Below are 13,786 nucleotides of genomic sequence, written 5' to 3'. Positions count from 1 at the left end.
GGAGGGCGGTTCGATCCTCGCGATGCCACCCGTGATACTTGCCCTGTGGCATCGCGCAAAAGATCGGAACGGGTGGTGGCGACCGTCGCTACCGGGGTGGCCGAGCTGGTCCCCGACCCCGACCATCACACTGCGTTCACGCTGCTGCTGGACGGCGCGCCACAGTCCCACGTCGACCTGGCCGATCCCACGTACCTGCTCTTCGAGTACGTCCGGCGGATGGCCGCGGCGATCGACCTGATCGGCCCGCCCGGGCAGCCGCTGCGGGCGCTGCACCTGGGCGGCGGGGCGATGACCCTGCCGCGCTACCTCGCGGCGACCCGGCCGGGCTCGGCGCAACGCGTGGTGGAGATCGACGGCGAGCTGGTCGAGCTGGTGCGCAGGTCGCTGCCGCTGCCGGCGCGGGCGTCCATCAAGGTACGCGTCGGGGACGCGCGCGAGGCCGTCTCGGGCATGCGGGAAAGCTCGTACGACCTGGTGGTCCTCGACGTCTTCGCGGGCGCCCGCACCCCCGCGCACCTGGCCTCCGTCGAGTTCATGTCGGCGATCGCCCGGGTGCTGGCCCCGGGCGGGTGGCTGATCGCCAACATCGCCGACGGCCCACCCCTGCGGTACGCCAAGGCCCAGGTCGCCACGATTCGAACCGCGCTGCCGTCGGCCTGCCTGGTGGCCGACTCGTCGGTGCTGCGCGGCCGTCGCTTCGGCAACCTGGTCGTGCTCGCCGGCCGGACCCCGCCCCCGGTCGACGGGCTGGTGCGCCGCGCGGCCGGCGACTGGTTCCCCGGCCGGGTCGAGACCGACCTGGACCGGTTCACGTCCGGGTTCGCCCCGGTGACCGACACCGTCGCCGTAGCGTCACCGCCGCCCCCCGAGGGCCTTTTCGGTAACCGTCAGTAATCGCGTACCGGCCTGTCGTGTTGCGGCCAGGAAATCACGTGTGAATTCTGCAATGCACCTTGTGGGTCTTGCTTCCGCGCCGCTCTAATCGTTGGAGACAGTTTTCGATCGGCTGCCGCCACTGGGGGGAAGGCTGCGCATGTCCGACAAATTTTTCCTGTCGCCACCGGGCGGCGAAATGTTGGGGCCGGGCGAACGCGTGCTCTGGAGCGGCAATTGCGCCGTCGCCGAGTACGCCTTCGAGCTACCCGCTTCGCTGCCGCGGTGGACGCTTGGCGAGGAAACCGAAATCGCGGTCACCGACGAGCGGGTGATCTATCGCGACGCGACGACGCTGGGCACCGGTGAGCTGCGGTGGGTGTGGCCCCAGCACATTCGCGTGCAGCCCGGCAGCCGGGATTCCGGCCGCTCCGCCACGGCGACCCAGATTCAGCTGGTATGTGCTGGGCCGGACGAGACATTTCCGGCACTCGTATTCGCCGGAGGCGATCTTGCAACGGTCGGCGACGCGGATCGTCTCGCGAATTTGCTGCGTCAGGCAATTGCGCGTTACCGGGTGGAGCACGCCGACGATTTGGGCGTTACCGCGGCCGAGGCCCGGGTGCTCTCGCGTCTGGTGATCGGCCCGGAGTTCAGCAACTACCAGGGTGGCGAGGGGCAGACGGTCACGCTTCTCGGGGCGCTGCACATCCAGGAGCCGCCACGGCCCGTGCCGGCCCTGCCGGTTCTTCTGGAGCCGGGGCCCGTTCTTCTGGAGCCGGTGCCCGCTCGTGTGGAGCCGGCCCTTTCGGAGCCGGCGTCCGCTTCGCGCGGCCCGGACGACTCCGGGGAGACGACCGTCGCGCTGCGGTGGAACTCACCCGGGGTGCCGCGCCAGCATCATCCCGACCCGGTCGAGCTGGCGTCGCGCGCCGCCGACCTGGCCGCGCGGGTCGCCGAGCTGGTCTCCGAGGCGAACAGCCTGGAGTGGGAGACACGGAACCTGTCGCCCTACGCCGCGCCCGCCGCCGAGCCGCCGGCCGCCGAGCCGCCGCCCAGCCGGGCCGAGGCGGCGAGGCGTACGGCCGCAAGAATGGCCGGCAACGCACCACGAGGCCGCGGCCTGCTCTCGCAGCGTCGCTCCGACGATGCGCCCAGGGGGCGCTGAGATCTGATCCTTACTTCAGGTGCTCGGCCAGGACCGCTAAATGGGTCGCACTGGCCTCCGCATGCCGCTCGCGCCCGGCGTCGGTGAGCTCGACGTAGACACCCCGGCGGTCGTCCTGACACAAGCTACGCTCGACGAAACCGCTCTTCTCCAGGCGCGCCACCGTGCGGGACAGAGCGCTCTGGCTGAGGTACATGTCACTCGCCAGGTGTTGCATGCGGCACTTGTCGTGCTCTCGGCTCCTGAGACGGTCGAGCGTCTCGAAGTCACTGAGCGAGAGTCCGTGCAGTTCCTGAAGCTCTCGCTCCAGGTGGGAGGCGACCTCGTTATAGCTGGACAGCAGGCCGTGCCACTGCTTGATGAGAGTCAACTCTGCCTCCATGGCGGGCATCCTACCTCGCCGAACGGCTTGGATGCACACGCATAAGTTGAGCCCACCTCATATGCTTGGACATTAGATGCACACGCATATAACCTCGGCCGCGTGTCTTACACCGAATCCCTCAACGTCTCCGCGAACACTCCAGCAGCGGCGGCATCCGCATCGGCGGAAGTGCGCTGGAACGCACGACTCTGGGGCGTTCTGGCGGTGCTCTGCGTCGTCCTCTTCCTGGACGGCCTCGACGTCTCCATGGTCGGCGTGGCCCTGCCGTCCATCGGATCCTCACTACACCTGTCGACGACGTCCCTGCAGTGGGTCGTCAACGGCTACGTCCTGGGCTACGGCGGTCTGCTCCTGCTCGGCGGGCGCACCGCAGACCTCCTCGGCCGGCGCAAGGTCTTCCTGATCGCGCTCGGCGTGTTCACCGTCGCGTCCCTGGTGGGAGGGCTGGTCAACGACGGCAGCCTGCTCATCGCGACCCGTTTCGTCAAAGGATTGGCCGCGGGCTTCACCGCCCCGACCGCCCTGTCGATCCTGACCACCACCTTCCCGGAGGGCAAGGCCCGCAACAAGGCGCTGTCGATCTTCACGGTCTTCGGCGCCAGCGGCTACTCGAGCGGGCTCATCATCGGCGGCCTGCTGACCACCATCGGCTGGCGCTGGAACTTCCTGGTTCCGGTCCCGATCGCCCTGGCCGCGCTCATCGTCGGCATCTTCCTGATCCGCCGCGACCGTCCGGCCGAAGGCGGAAAGCACGACCTGGGCGGTGCGGTCACCCTGGTCGCCGGCACCCTGCTCATCGTGTACGCCGTGGTCTCCGCACCCGCTCGCGGCTGGACCGACCCGGTGACGATCAGCTCGTTCGTCATCGCGCTCGCCCTGATCGCCAGCTTCGTCTTCATCGAAACCCGGGTGAAGCACCCGCTCGTGCGCCTCGGCATCCTGCGGCGCGGGTCACTCGTACGCGCCAATCTCAGCATGGTGGCGCTGCTCGGCTCGTACTTCAGCTTCCAGTTCATGATGACGCTGTACCTGCAGGACGACCTGCACTGGGCACCCTTGCGGATGGCCGTCGGGCTGCTGCCCGTCGGCGTGATCGTGGTCCTGAGCTCGCCCATCACCGGCCGGCTCATCACCCGGCTCGGCACCGGTCCACTGATCATCCTGGCGATGGTGTCCCTGGCGCTGGGCTACCTCGGGATCGTCTGGCGCGGCCACTCCGACCCGAGCTACGCGTCGGTCATCCTGCCGTCGCTGATCCTGCTCGGCTTCGGCTTCGGGTTCGGCTTCAGCGCGATCCTCTCCCAGGCCACCGAAGGCATCGCCAACCACGAGCAAGGCCTGGCCTCCGGCCTCGTGCAGTCCAGCGGCCAGGTGGGGGCCGCGATCGTGCTCGCCGTGGTCACCGGCCTGATCGACGGCACCGGCGGCTCGTTCACCCACTTCCACGCCGGCGTCAACCTGGTCGCGGGCGTCGCGGTGGCCGGGCTGCTGCTCAACCTGGTCCCGCTGGCGGCCCGTCGCCGCCGCAACGCCCAGGCGGAAGCGGAAGCGGTCCAGGCCGCCGCCTGACCAGCAGCGAAACCCGGGCCCCGGGAGCAACGCAGCCCCGGCGGCCCAGCAGCCCAACACCCGTGACCTGACCCGGTCGCCGGCCCCTCCACCCCGCGCGGTATTGTTGTCTCTACCGACGCGGGGTGGAGCAGCTCGGTAGCTCGCTGGGCTCATAACCCAGAGGTCGCAGGTTCAAATCCTGTCCCCGCTACGAGTCTGGGAGTCCCCTGTCCGCGGAAGGCGCGGACAGGGGACTCTTCGCATTTCTGCCTGGGGGCCGAGCCCCCAGACCCCACGTTGCGGTGGTTGCGCTGCTGCTGTCAGTTGCGCTCACCCACGGTGCGGGGGGCACTCTGCTGCTGTTGGTTGCGCTCACCCACGGTGCGGGGGGCGCTCTGCTGCTGCTGGTTGCGCTCACCCACGGTGCAATGGCGCTCTGCTGCTGTTGGTTGCGGTTGGTGGGGTTCGGGAGCGCGGCTGGTGGTGGTTGTGCCCTAGGGTGGCGGGGCCCCGGGGCGGTCGTGCTGTGTGTGTCTCTTGTCTACGGTCGCACTCGGTGGGTGGGGTTTCCACGCGGATTTGGACGTGATGTGCTCGGATTCTGACATTCGGGGGGACACGGACGGCGCTCGGGGCATGACCGCTAAGAAGGTCGTTGTTTCGGCGGCCCTGAGGACCACGGTGGCACTGTTCGGCTCCGTCATGTTCTGGTGCTGGGGGACTTTCGACGACAGCTACTTCAACCTGCTGGAGTGGGACTTCTGGTGTGGGGCCAAGGACATCAACGCGCATGAAGTGACCGGGGTCGACCAGCACCTCTTCCTGCCTAGTGCGGTCTGCCACTTCACCGACGGCAGTTCTAAGCAACTGGTTCCCTGGTTCATTGTCCCGTCGATGTTCTTGTGCCTTGCGGTGGCCGTCTTCATCGTCGTTCACGCCATTCACACGCTGAACAAGTACGAGCTGTGGGTCTAGAGATCCTTCGCGTCAGACGTCTCTTCCCTGATCGACTTGCTGCCGGCGCCGCCCTACGAGGCCATAATGTGGGATCCGTGTCCGCTGTCCGGGACCGGCGACCACATAGTGGCGGCGCGTCCGCAATGTGAGACACCCGTCCATAGTGGAGCGTCTTTTCTCCGCTCTCGCGTTTTTGTTCCGCCAGTTTCCCCGGCGTTTCGTAGACCTTGGAGAGTTGTGGTCGTTGGTCGATATGTGGGCGCAACTCTCCAAGGCGGTCCGTCGTCGTGACGGACCGCGTTTTCAATCTCTATCCGGGCATGGTCCGAGCAAAGACCTCGCAGCACCGAGCAACTCCAGCCATCACGGGCTGGGTGCGCCGCCTGGGGGCGATGACGACGAACGAGCGCGGGTGGTGCTGGCGGCGCTGGGGGTTGCTGCGACATCGGGTGCGGGAGCGTTGCTGGGTGACGCCGTTCGAGCTCGTCGCCTACGACACCGAGGTGGCCCGCCGCGGCATGGCCAACCGAATCCGCGTCCTGAAAAGCCGGAAAATGTCAGATGCGCGGGCTGTCCGTGGTCAGGTCGTGGTCGGTACGGTTGCCGGTGTTCCGGGTGTTGGGGGGCTCGAGGAGGATCACGTCGCAGCCGCCGGGGCTGACGGGGCGGTGCTCCAAGCCGGCGGGGACCACGAAGAGGTCGCCAGGGTGGAGAGTCACGGTCTCGCGGTCCTTCATCTCGATTTGAAGGACACCGCTGGTGATGACGAAGGTCTCGTCGCCGTTGGCGTGATGGTGCCAGACGAACTCGCCTTTGAACTTGGCTACTCGGATCTCGTAGCCGTTGGTTTCGGCGACGGTGCGAGGTTTCCAATAATCGTCGAAGAGCGCGTGCTTGGCCTGGAAGTTAACCGGGACATCGGGCCATGCCATGATCAGGACTCCTATGAGGTTTGTTTCGATGGGGTGGCGGCCAGCAGCTGCCGGCCCAGGGTTACCAACACCCTCGTCTCAGCAGTTCGGAGGAAGTGGTGGCCGCCCGTGTAGGCCTGCACGTGGACGCCGGCGGTGGTGGCGTCGTCCCAGTGGAAAAGGTCGTCGATCGGGCAGGTGAAGTCGGCGTCGCCACCGTAGGCGATGATCGGCGTGTCCAGCCGTTCCATGATGCGCGGCCGATGCCCGTCCAGCAGGCGCAGGTCGGAGCGCAGCGGTGGCAGGATCAGCGGCAGCAGCTGAGCGTTGCGATACACCTCGACGTCGGGGCCGCCCAGCTCGTTCATCGCGTTGACCAGCTCGGTGTCGGAGAAGCCGTGGCGGGGCTCGCCGGGAATCCGGTGCGGACTGGTGCGGCCGGACACGAAGAGGACTGCCACGGTGAAGTCATGGTCGCGCTGCAGGCGCAGGGCCACCTCGTAGCCGATCGCGGAGCCCATGCTGTGCCCGAACATCGCCATCGGCAGGTCGAGCAGACCGGTCAGCTCGGCGGTGATCCGATCGGCCATCTCGCGCATGTCCTCGACGCACGGTTCGAGCATGCGGTCCTGGCGGCCCGGGTACTGCACGGCGACCAGCTCGGTGCCCGCGGGCAGCCGGCGCGTCCAAGGCGCGTATGCCCCAGCGGTGCCGCCGGCGTGCGGAAAACACACGAGGCGCCGGACCGAGTTCCCGGCGACGGCGTGGCGTCGCAGCCATCGGCTCACGACCGGTCTCCGTTGGCGCGCTGCTCGCGCAGCACCTCGGCGAGCCGGGCGATGCCCTCGGCGATGGTGTCCTCGTCAGGGCTCAGGCTGAGTCGCAGGCAGCGCGTGCCGTGGTCGCCCGCGGGAAACCCGCCGCGCGGTGCCACGAAAAAGTGGTGGCCGGGCACGACGAAGACGCGCAGGCGCTTCAGCGCCTCGTACGCCTCGTGGTCGTCGAACCAGTCGTGGTCCATCCACAGCCAGCAGAACATTCCGCCACTGCTCTCGTGCAGCCGCCAGCTCATGTCAGAGGGCAGGGCGTCGCTCAACGCGCGCTCGGCGAACTGGCGTTTGGCGCGGTAGTACGGGGAGATCGTCTTCTCGACCAGCGTGTCGATCTCCCGTGACCGGAGCGCACGGGCGGTCACCGACTGCACCAGCTGGGGTGCATGCAGTGCGGTGTTGGCGAGGTACGAGACGATCGGGAAGATCAGCTCGGGTTCGCCGATCAGGAAGCCCAGCCGGTCGCCGGGCAAGCCGGCCTTGGAGAAGGTGAAGCTGTTGAGCACCGACGGGTGCCGTACGGGCGCGACCGGCGTCTCGACCACGAGGGGGAACGGCTGCCCGTACGCGTTGTCGACAAGCAGCGGAATGTCGCGGTCCGCGGCGATCGCCACCAGCCCGTCCAACTCGTCCCGCTCAAGCGCACGGCCGGTCGGGTTGCCGGGGCTGGACACGAGCAACATGCCGATGTCGGGTGTGCGGCGGACGGCGTCGAGGTCGACGGCGTACCGGAACAGATGCTCGCCGGTGCGCACGATCCGGGCCGGTATGCCGGTCAGTCCGTCGGCGTCGAGGGTGAGCCCCTGGTAGCCGGCGTAGTCGGGCTGCGCGGGCAGCACGAGACGGCGGAAGCCGGTGGGACCCGGGCCAGTGAACAAGCAGGCGGCCGCGAAGCAGAGCAGCTGGCTGCCGGGGCCGACAACCACGTTCTCGGCCGTGATGCCCCAGTCGTACCGGTCGTTGAAGTATTCGACGATCGCGTCGACCAGCGGGCCGTAGCCGCGAGATGGGCCATAGCAACAGCTGGTCGCGGTGAAGTCGGCCGAGACCGCGTCGGCGGTGAGCCGCTGCCAGGCCTCGACCGCGTCCGGGATCGCCGACGGGTTGCCGGGACTCAGATTGACCCAGCGGCCGGTGGCGGACGGGTCGGCGGCCACGTCCGCGATGTCGTCCATGATGGCGCGGATGCCGGAACGGCCGCTCAGGCGGCGGCCGAAGGTCGATAGGAGCATGGAACCTTCCTCGTCGAGGTCACCCGGTGCCGCGCCCGACGGTGCGGCACCGGGACCGGCGATCAGGCCGCGCTACCTTGCGGAGCGGCAGCGAGCGAGTCGATGTAGGCCGAGATGGAGGCGACCGTCGACTTGCGGAACAGCTCGTCCATCGGCACCTCGACGCCGATCTCGGTGCCGATCTCATGCTGGATTCTCGTCATGATCAGCGAGTGGCCGCCCAGCATGAAAAAGTCGTCGTCCATCGAGAAGCTGCCGAGCTTGAGCTCTCGGCGCCAGATCTCGTAGACCTTGTCCTGTGTCACGTCGGTGTCCTTTCTGCGTGGATCCTGGTCAGCCCTTGGCCGGCCAGGCGAACGGCACGTCGTGGTTGTTGGCCGCGCGAATTCGGTGGTGGTCGTAGCGGTTCTCGCCGGCTACCAGGACGCTGCCGTACTCGGCGAGGTCGAAGGTCGCGCCGTGCGCGGTGAACGAGTCCTGGTCCGGGTACACCCGCACGTGGGTCGGTACGTACCGGCCGGCGATGGCGAAGCGGGTCTCGCGCTCGGTGTTGTTCGGCGTCGACCCGTGCACGCAGGAGGCCGTGAAGATGACCGCCTCGCCCGGCTTCATCTCCACCTCGACGACGTCCTCCGGATTCGGCTCCCAGTTCTTGTCGACCGCGAAGTCGGAGAAGTCGTACCCGAAGAAGCCGGTGTTCGCCTGCTCGACGTTGTAGTCGTTGCGGCCCTGGTCGGTGGCCTTGCGCTCGTCGAAGATCCAGTCGCGCTGAGAACCCTTGACGAACTTCATGCAGGCGGTGTCCTTGGTGGCCGGCGTGAATGTCGTCCATACGGTGATGTCGATGTACGCGTTCCACTGCGACTCGGTCGGCAGCAGCTGTGGTTTGCCGTTCGCGTAGCTGTAGTCGCGGACCTGGTGCCACTCGGTGGCCTTGGCGCCCGGGAACTTCGGGAACCACTCGGTACGCCAGCACAGGATGTCCGGCCCGAGGATCGCCTTCAAATACTTGATGATCGTGGGATGCGCGACGTGCCGGCTCAGCTCCGGAATGTCGAAGTGCCGGTCGTAGTTCACGCTGTTGCGGTAGAGCGCCTTACTGGTGTCGTGGTTGTTGATCCGGATCTCACGGATCAGCGCCGCCGCCTCGTCGGGCTCGTACAGCTTGATCGGGCCGGTGAATCCGTCCTTGGCGAAGTTCTCGATGTCCGCCTTGATATCGTCCGGGACCACCGCGTTGGCGGAGATGTTAGCCGCCGGCGTCGGGTAGTCAGTCGCAGTCATCCGGTCTCACTTCCTCACGTTGCGCCGCTTTGATCAACCAGCGACGCGAACGTAGAAAGGGACGTCCTCGGGCGGTCCTCAGCCGCTCCTCGACGTCGCTACCTTGCGCCCGGCGAAGCCGGTCGGGCTGACGCCGAGGATCCGTTTGAAGTGCCGGTCGAGGTGCGGCTGGTCGTAGAAGCCGCTTCCGGCGGCCACCGACCACAGTGGATCGCCGGCCAGGATGAGCCGGCGGGCCAGATCAACCCGGCGCGAGATCAGGTACTGGTGCGGCGACATGCCGAACTCGCGGCTGAACGAGCGCACCAGATATGCCGGGTTGAAATGCAGCGAGGCGGACGCCTGCTTCAGGGAGATGCCCGGGACGACGTGCTCCTCGAGCAGGTCGCGCAGCAGGTACGCGGGCGTGCGATCGAGGCGGTCGGGCAGAGCGGGGAAGCCGAACCGTGCCCGGAGCCGCTCGATCACGTCGGCCAGGTGACTCTCGGCCTCGAGATCCTCGCCAGGCTCGCGGATGAGGCGGTGCAGGCGGGAGACGCGGTGACGCAAGGCCGGGTCGGCGAATCCGGAATCGTCCACCGAGGCGCCGACCAGGCGGGACGGCAGGCGGTCGGGCGTCAGGTAGAGCACCCGTTTGCGGAAGCCGAGTGGGGTGGCCGCGGCGCCGTTGTGCGGCACAAACGGTGGTAGCAGGGTGACCAGGTCACCGAAAGCGCCGCGCTCGTGTCGATCGAGGTCGTACTTCACGGCGCCGTCGTCGATGATGAGCAGAGTCCAGGAGTCGTGCGCATGCATCGGGTAGGCGTGGTTGGTGAAGCGGGCGTGCAACACCTCGAGCACGCCGTCCAGCCGCGGCTGCCAAGCCGAGATCTCGGCTCCCGGAACACCTGCCACGTCAAAATCGTACAAGACGGCTGGTGGCCGGCTGACCGATCATCGATGCATGCCATCCGACGACGCACCTGTCCGGTTCGACACCAAAATCGCAGTCCTGTTGCGCGATGACCTGCTCACCTGGCAGCGCCTCAACATCACGGCGTTCCTGGTAAGCGGCATCGGCACCAAGGTGCCGGAGGTGATCGGCGAGCCTTACGAGGACGCGGACGACATGCGGTACCTGCCGATGTTCCGGCAGCCTGTGCTGATCTTCGAGGGTGGCAAGGAGATGCTCCTCGCGGCGCACGGCCGCGCCCTCAGCCGTGAGCTGCCGGTGTCCGTCTTCACGTCGGACCTGTTCGCCACCAACAACGACCGCGACAACCGCGCGGCGGTGCGTGCCGTCACGACCGGGAATCTGGACCTGGTGGGCATGGCGATCTACGGCCCGAAGAACGCCGTGGACAAGGTGCTCAAGGGCGCCGGCATGCATCATTGACTCGCTCGGGAAACGGACTCTCATGGACAACCACTCCGGCCGCTCACCCGTGCCGGTCGACGCCTACCTGTCGCTGCTGGGGACCATGGCCTTCTTCGGAAGCGCCTTCGCCAGCTCCAAGGTGGTCGTGGAGCAGGTTCCGCACCAGGTGGCTGCCGTACTGCGCTTCGGTGGCGGCGCACTCATCCTGTTGGTGATCGCCGCTGCCATGAGCCGGCGTCGTCCGGACGCGCCGCGGCTGTCCTGGCGGCAGGTCGTCCGGTGCGGCCTCGTCGGCCTGCTGGGCGTGTTCGCATACAACATGTTCTTCTTCTGGGGTCTGACGAAGGCGCCGTCGATCGATGGCAGCATCATCGTGCCCGTGCTGAGCCCGGTGCTAACGACGGGAGCACTGATGGTCACGCGGGCCGAGCGCACGACGCGGTCCCGGGCCGTGGGCCTGGTGCTCGGCCTGCTCGGCGCCCTGGTCTTCTTTCTCGGCATCGACGAAGTCGGCGGGCTCGGCAGTTCCCGGATCGCTGGTGAGCTGCTGTTCCTGCTCGGCGCGGTGGCATGGGCGGCGTACAGCATCGCCTCCAAGCGGGTGCTCGTCGGCATGGACCCGCTGCGCGCCACCACGGTAGCCACCACGATCGGCGCGTTGTTCCTGTTGATCTTCGCGGTCCCGGCCGTCTCGGACACCGACTGGGGTGCGCTGAGTGGCACCGTCCTGGCCAACGTGATCTATCTGGCCATCGGTCCGACCGCCGTCGCGTACCTCCTCTTCTATCGGGGCTTGTCAAAGGTGAGTCCCTCGACGGCCACCGTCATGATGTTCGCCGTGCCAGTGTTCGGCATCGCTTGCTCCGTGCTGTTCCTCGGCGAGTCGTTCACGGCGTGGCAGATCATCGGTTCTTTGATCATGTTGATGGGCGCGCTGCTCGCGGTGAATCCGCGGGCCGTCGCCGGCCGCAGCGCCCGGGTCCCCTCCACCCGGGAGTTGGAGAGCGCCGGCGACGTCCGATAGCCGCGTTCACCCCTGAATGCCCGTCCCGCCCTTTGCGGCGGGGCGGGCATTCGTCGTTTCTTCTGTTTCGACCGACCTCAATGGACAGTCCCATTCCATGGGAGGGTCGGAAGTGAGAAATTCACGCCTTTCCTTACGTACCGTGATCTTCGATCGGCAACTTGCATGAATCCGGTCACTTCACGTAGTCCCCCGGGGCCATCGCGGTCACCACTGGAATTGACAGCATTTGATGTTCGGTTTAACGTGCCAAGTGCAGAACGAGTCTGCTTCGCATCCGGCTCGTCCTTACCGGAAATGCGCGGCATCGAGGCCGCTCAACCATCGGGCGTCTATTCCAGGGCGATGAATCGCCTATCCACGGGGGTAATTCGTGTCGTTTGCGATTTTCCGTGTTCTCGGTCCTCTCGAATGTCAGGTGTTCGACACGACCATTCGAATCAGCGGAGCCAAGCAGCAGACCGTCCTCGCCATGCTCCTGCTCGCCGAGGACAAGCCGGTCCCTCTGTCTCGCCTGATCGACGCCGTCTGGGGCGATTCCGTTCCCCCGACAGCGGCCAAGCAGGTACGCAACGCGGTGTCGAACCTGCGTCAGGTTCTGGCCCGCTCCGGCGTCACGATCCGGCCAGCCGGCGACGGCTACCGGCTCGACCGCGCGGGCTCGGGCTTCGATCTCGAGGACTTCACCCGGCGGGTCGAGCTGGGCGGGGCCGAGATGGATCCAGCCCGCACGGCCGGGTCGTTACGGGCCGCCCTCTCGTTGTGGCGCGGCCCGGCACTGGCCGGCCTGACCAGCCCCGTGCTGCGCTCGCAGGTGGCCAGCATCGAGGAGCTGCGTCTCACCGTCCTTGAGCAGTGCATCAACCTCGAGCTGGACCAGGGCCAGCACGCCTCGCTGGTCGGCGAGCTGACCGCCGCGGTCGCGGAGAACCCGTTCCGGGAGCGGTTCGTGGCTCAGCTCATGATCGCGCTGTGCCGCTCCGGTGCCCGAGCGCAGGCGCTCAAGGTCTTCGACGCAACACGCCGATTGCTCCGTGACGAGCTGGGCGTGGACCCTGAGCCAGAGCTCCGAGAACTCAACCTGCGCATCCTCGCCAGCGAGCTACCCTCCGCGCCGGGGCTGCCCGACTTGTCGCTGCCCTGGCACAACCTGCCCGGCGACACCGTGCCTCTGACCGGCCGCAGCACCGAGGAGGATCTCGTCGTCCGGGCGTTACTGCGGCACGCCGGCGCCGGGAAAAGCACGCCGCCGCCGGCGGTGGTGGCGGTCGACGGAATGGCCGGCGTCGGCAAGACGGCCTTCGCGCTGCACCTGGGCCGCCGGCTGGCCGCGTCCTATCCCGACGGCCAGCTTTATGTCGGCCTTCAGGCGCACGCGGCCGGGCGGCGGCGGCTGCCCGCACTGCAGGCCCTGGCCGTGCTGCTGCGTGCCGTCGGGGTACCGGCCGAGGCGATTCCCGATGACCTCCAGGGGTGCCGCGCGGCGTGGCACAACCGGCTGGTCGGCAAGCGGGTGCTGGTCGTGCTGGACGACGCCGCCGACACCGCGCACATCACGCCGCTGCTGACCGGTGTGCCGGGCTGCCTCACCGTGGTCACCAGCCGGTCCCGGCTGTCCAGTTTGCACTCCACCAGCCAGCTCTCACTGGCGGAGTTCACGATCGCGGCCGGCCGGGACCTGTTCGGCAGCGTGGTCGGCGACGACCGGCCGATCACCGAGACGGCGGCCGTCGACGAGATACTGCGGCACTGCGGGCGGCTGCCGCTGGCCATCCGCACCGCGGCAATACGACTGCGGCACCGCACCGCCTGGAGCGTGTCGTATCTGGCGTCGCGGCTGGCGGACGATCGGTCCCGGCTGGCCGAGCTCAGCATGGAAAGCTGCCGGCTGACCGACGCCTTCGATATGTCCTTCTACCAGCTCGATTCCGAACACCAGCGGCTGTTCCGCATTCTGGGCGGCCTCGACAGCACGGAAATTGAGCCCGACGACGTCGCGGCCCGTGCCGGGCTTTCCGTCTCGCGAGCCGCACGGTTGCTCGAGAGCCTCGTCGACTCCCACCTGCTGGACGCGACCGGTCACGGACTTTACCGAATGAATGAGCTGGTGCGCGCTTATTCGATGCAACTGGCCTGAATGCTCGCCTCCACCGCCTGCCGGGCCCGATTTCGATCGGGCACCGGCGGGCATTTTTGTGTCCGTGAATTCGC

Annotated in this window: 14 protein-coding genes and 1 tRNA gene; 8 read left to right on the top strand and 7 right to left on the bottom strand. The window is 67.6% G+C overall.

Annotated features, from left to right (window positions below):
- The first annotated feature begins 45 nt into the window (after positions 1-45).
- Positions 46-897, top strand: coding sequence for a spermidine synthase (locus HH310_RS05050; RefSeq protein WP_169174187.1), 852 nt, complete (start codon positions 46-48; stop codon positions 895-897).
- A gap of 139 nt (positions 898-1,036) precedes the next feature.
- Positions 1,037-2,044, top strand: coding sequence for a translation initiation factor 2 (locus tag HH310_RS05045; protein WP_169174186.1), 1,008 nt, complete (start codon positions 1,037-1,039; stop codon positions 2,042-2,044).
- A gap of 10 nt (positions 2,045-2,054) precedes the next feature.
- Here the strand turns inward: HH310_RS05045 and HH310_RS05040 are convergent, their stop codons facing one another.
- Positions 2,055-2,426, bottom strand: coding sequence for a MarR family winged helix-turn-helix transcriptional regulator (locus tag HH310_RS05040; RefSeq protein ID WP_169174185.1), 372 nt, complete (start codon positions 2,424-2,426; stop codon positions 2,055-2,057).
- Between the two features lie 102 nt (positions 2,427-2,528).
- Here HH310_RS05040 and HH310_RS05035 point away from each other — a divergent pair, with 102 nt between their 5' ends.
- The 3 genes from HH310_RS05035 (at position 2,529) to HH310_RS05025 (ending at position 4,955) form a co-directional block, all read left to right on the top strand.
- Positions 2,529-3,998: an MFS transporter gene (locus tag HH310_RS05035; RefSeq protein ID WP_169174184.1), complete on the top strand. Its 1,470-nt coding sequence runs from the start codon at positions 2,529-2,531 to the stop codon at positions 3,996-3,998.
- A gap of 119 nt (positions 3,999-4,117) precedes the next feature.
- Positions 4,118-4,191, top strand: a tRNA-Met gene (locus HH310_RS05030).
- A gap of 425 nt (positions 4,192-4,616) precedes the next feature.
- Positions 4,617-4,955, top strand: coding sequence for a hypothetical protein (locus tag HH310_RS05025; RefSeq protein ID WP_169174183.1), 339 nt, complete (start codon positions 4,617-4,619; stop codon positions 4,953-4,955).
- Positions 4,956-5,494: 539 nt separating this feature from the next.
- Here HH310_RS05025 and HH310_RS05020 read toward each other — a convergent pair.
- From HH310_RS05020 to HH310_RS04995, 6 genes are all read right to left on the bottom strand, one after another.
- Positions 5,495-5,869 (bottom strand): cupin domain-containing protein, encoded by a 375-nt coding sequence (locus HH310_RS05020; protein ID WP_169174182.1) that lies wholly within the window; start codon positions 5,867-5,869, stop codon positions 5,495-5,497.
- Positions 5,870-5,880: 11 nt separating this feature from the next.
- A complete protein-coding gene (locus tag HH310_RS05015) occupies positions 5,881-6,636 on the bottom strand; it encodes a thioesterase II family protein (RefSeq protein WP_169174181.1) in 756 nt (251 codons plus the stop codon).
- On the bottom strand, positions 6,633-7,910 hold the full coding sequence (locus HH310_RS05010; protein WP_169174180.1) for an aminotransferase class I/II-fold pyridoxal phosphate-dependent enzyme: 1,278 nt from the start codon (positions 7,908-7,910) through the stop codon (positions 6,633-6,635). Before HH310_RS05010 ends, HH310_RS05015 begins: the two co-directional genes overlap by 4 nt.
- Positions 7,911-7,972: 62 nt before the next feature.
- Entirely contained in the window at positions 7,973-8,215 is a 243-nt protein-coding gene (locus HH310_RS05005; RefSeq protein WP_169174179.1) for a phosphopantetheine-binding protein, read from the bottom strand.
- Between the two features lie 28 nt (positions 8,216-8,243).
- On the bottom strand, positions 8,244-9,194 hold the full coding sequence (locus HH310_RS05000) for a chlorinating enzyme (protein ID WP_169174178.1): 951 nt from the start codon (positions 9,192-9,194) through the stop codon (positions 8,244-8,246).
- 78 nt (positions 9,195-9,272) lie between these two features.
- Complete coding sequence (locus HH310_RS04995) at positions 9,273-10,088, bottom strand: AraC family transcriptional regulator (protein WP_312033837.1); 816 nt, start codon at positions 10,086-10,088, stop codon at positions 9,273-9,275.
- A gap of 49 nt (positions 10,089-10,137) precedes the next feature.
- Between HH310_RS04995 and HH310_RS04990 the strand changes: the two genes are divergently transcribed.
- The 3 genes from HH310_RS04990 to HH310_RS04980 all read left to right on the top strand — a co-directional run bounded on the left by HH310_RS04990 (position 10,138) and on the right by HH310_RS04980 (position 13,712).
- On the top strand, positions 10,138-10,569 hold the full coding sequence (locus HH310_RS04990) for a DUF2000 domain-containing protein (protein ID WP_169174176.1): 432 nt from the start codon (positions 10,138-10,140) through the stop codon (positions 10,567-10,569).
- A gap of 22 nt (positions 10,570-10,591) precedes the next feature.
- Positions 10,592-11,575 (top strand): DMT family transporter, encoded by a 984-nt coding sequence (locus HH310_RS04985; RefSeq protein WP_169174175.1) that lies wholly within the window; start codon positions 10,592-10,594, stop codon positions 11,573-11,575.
- Positions 11,576-11,993: 418 nt separating this feature from the next.
- The gene (locus HH310_RS04980) at positions 11,994-13,712 is read left to right on the top strand and encodes an AfsR/SARP family transcriptional regulator (RefSeq protein WP_169174174.1); all 1,719 of its coding nucleotides are present in this window, start codon (positions 11,994-11,996) and stop codon (positions 13,710-13,712) included.
- The last annotated feature ends 74 nt before the right edge of the window (positions 13,713-13,786 follow it).

Origin of the sequence: Actinoplanes sp. TBRC 11911 (assembly GCF_012933445.1) — a bacterium.
Taxonomy (GTDB): domain Bacteria; phylum Actinomycetota; class Actinomycetes; order Mycobacteriales; family Micromonosporaceae; genus Actinoplanes.
Note: the sequence above shows the minus strand (reverse complement) of the source record. Positions and strands in the feature narration are given on the sequence as shown.

Excerpts from the sequence above, each read along its gene's own strand:
- HH310_RS05025 (WP_169174183.1), top strand. The coding sequence starts at position 4,617 with ATGACCGCTAAGAAGGTCGTTGTTTCGGCGGCCCTGAGGACCACGGTG.
- HH310_RS05020 (WP_169174182.1), bottom strand. The coding sequence starts at position 5,869 with ATGGCATGGCCCGATGTCCCGGTTAACTTCCAGGCCAAGCACGCGCTC.
- HH310_RS05010 (WP_169174180.1), bottom strand. The coding sequence starts at position 7,910 with ATGCTCCTATCGACCTTCGGCCGCCGCCTGAGCGGCCGTTCCGGCATC.
- HH310_RS05040 (WP_169174185.1), bottom strand. The coding sequence starts at position 2,426 with ATGGAGGCAGAGTTGACTCTCATCAAGCAGTGGCACGGCCTGCTGTCC.
- HH310_RS05000 (WP_169174178.1), bottom strand. The coding sequence starts at position 9,194 with ATGACTGCGACTGACTACCCGACGCCGGCGGCTAACATCTCCGCCAAC.
- HH310_RS04985 (WP_169174175.1), top strand. The coding sequence starts at position 10,592 with ATGGACAACCACTCCGGCCGCTCACCCGTGCCGGTCGACGCCTACCTG.
- HH310_RS05045 (WP_169174186.1), top strand. The coding sequence starts at position 1,037 with ATGTCCGACAAATTTTTCCTGTCGCCACCGGGCGGCGAAATGTTGGGG.
- HH310_RS04990 (WP_169174176.1), top strand. The coding sequence starts at position 10,138 with ATGCCATCCGACGACGCACCTGTCCGGTTCGACACCAAAATCGCAGTC.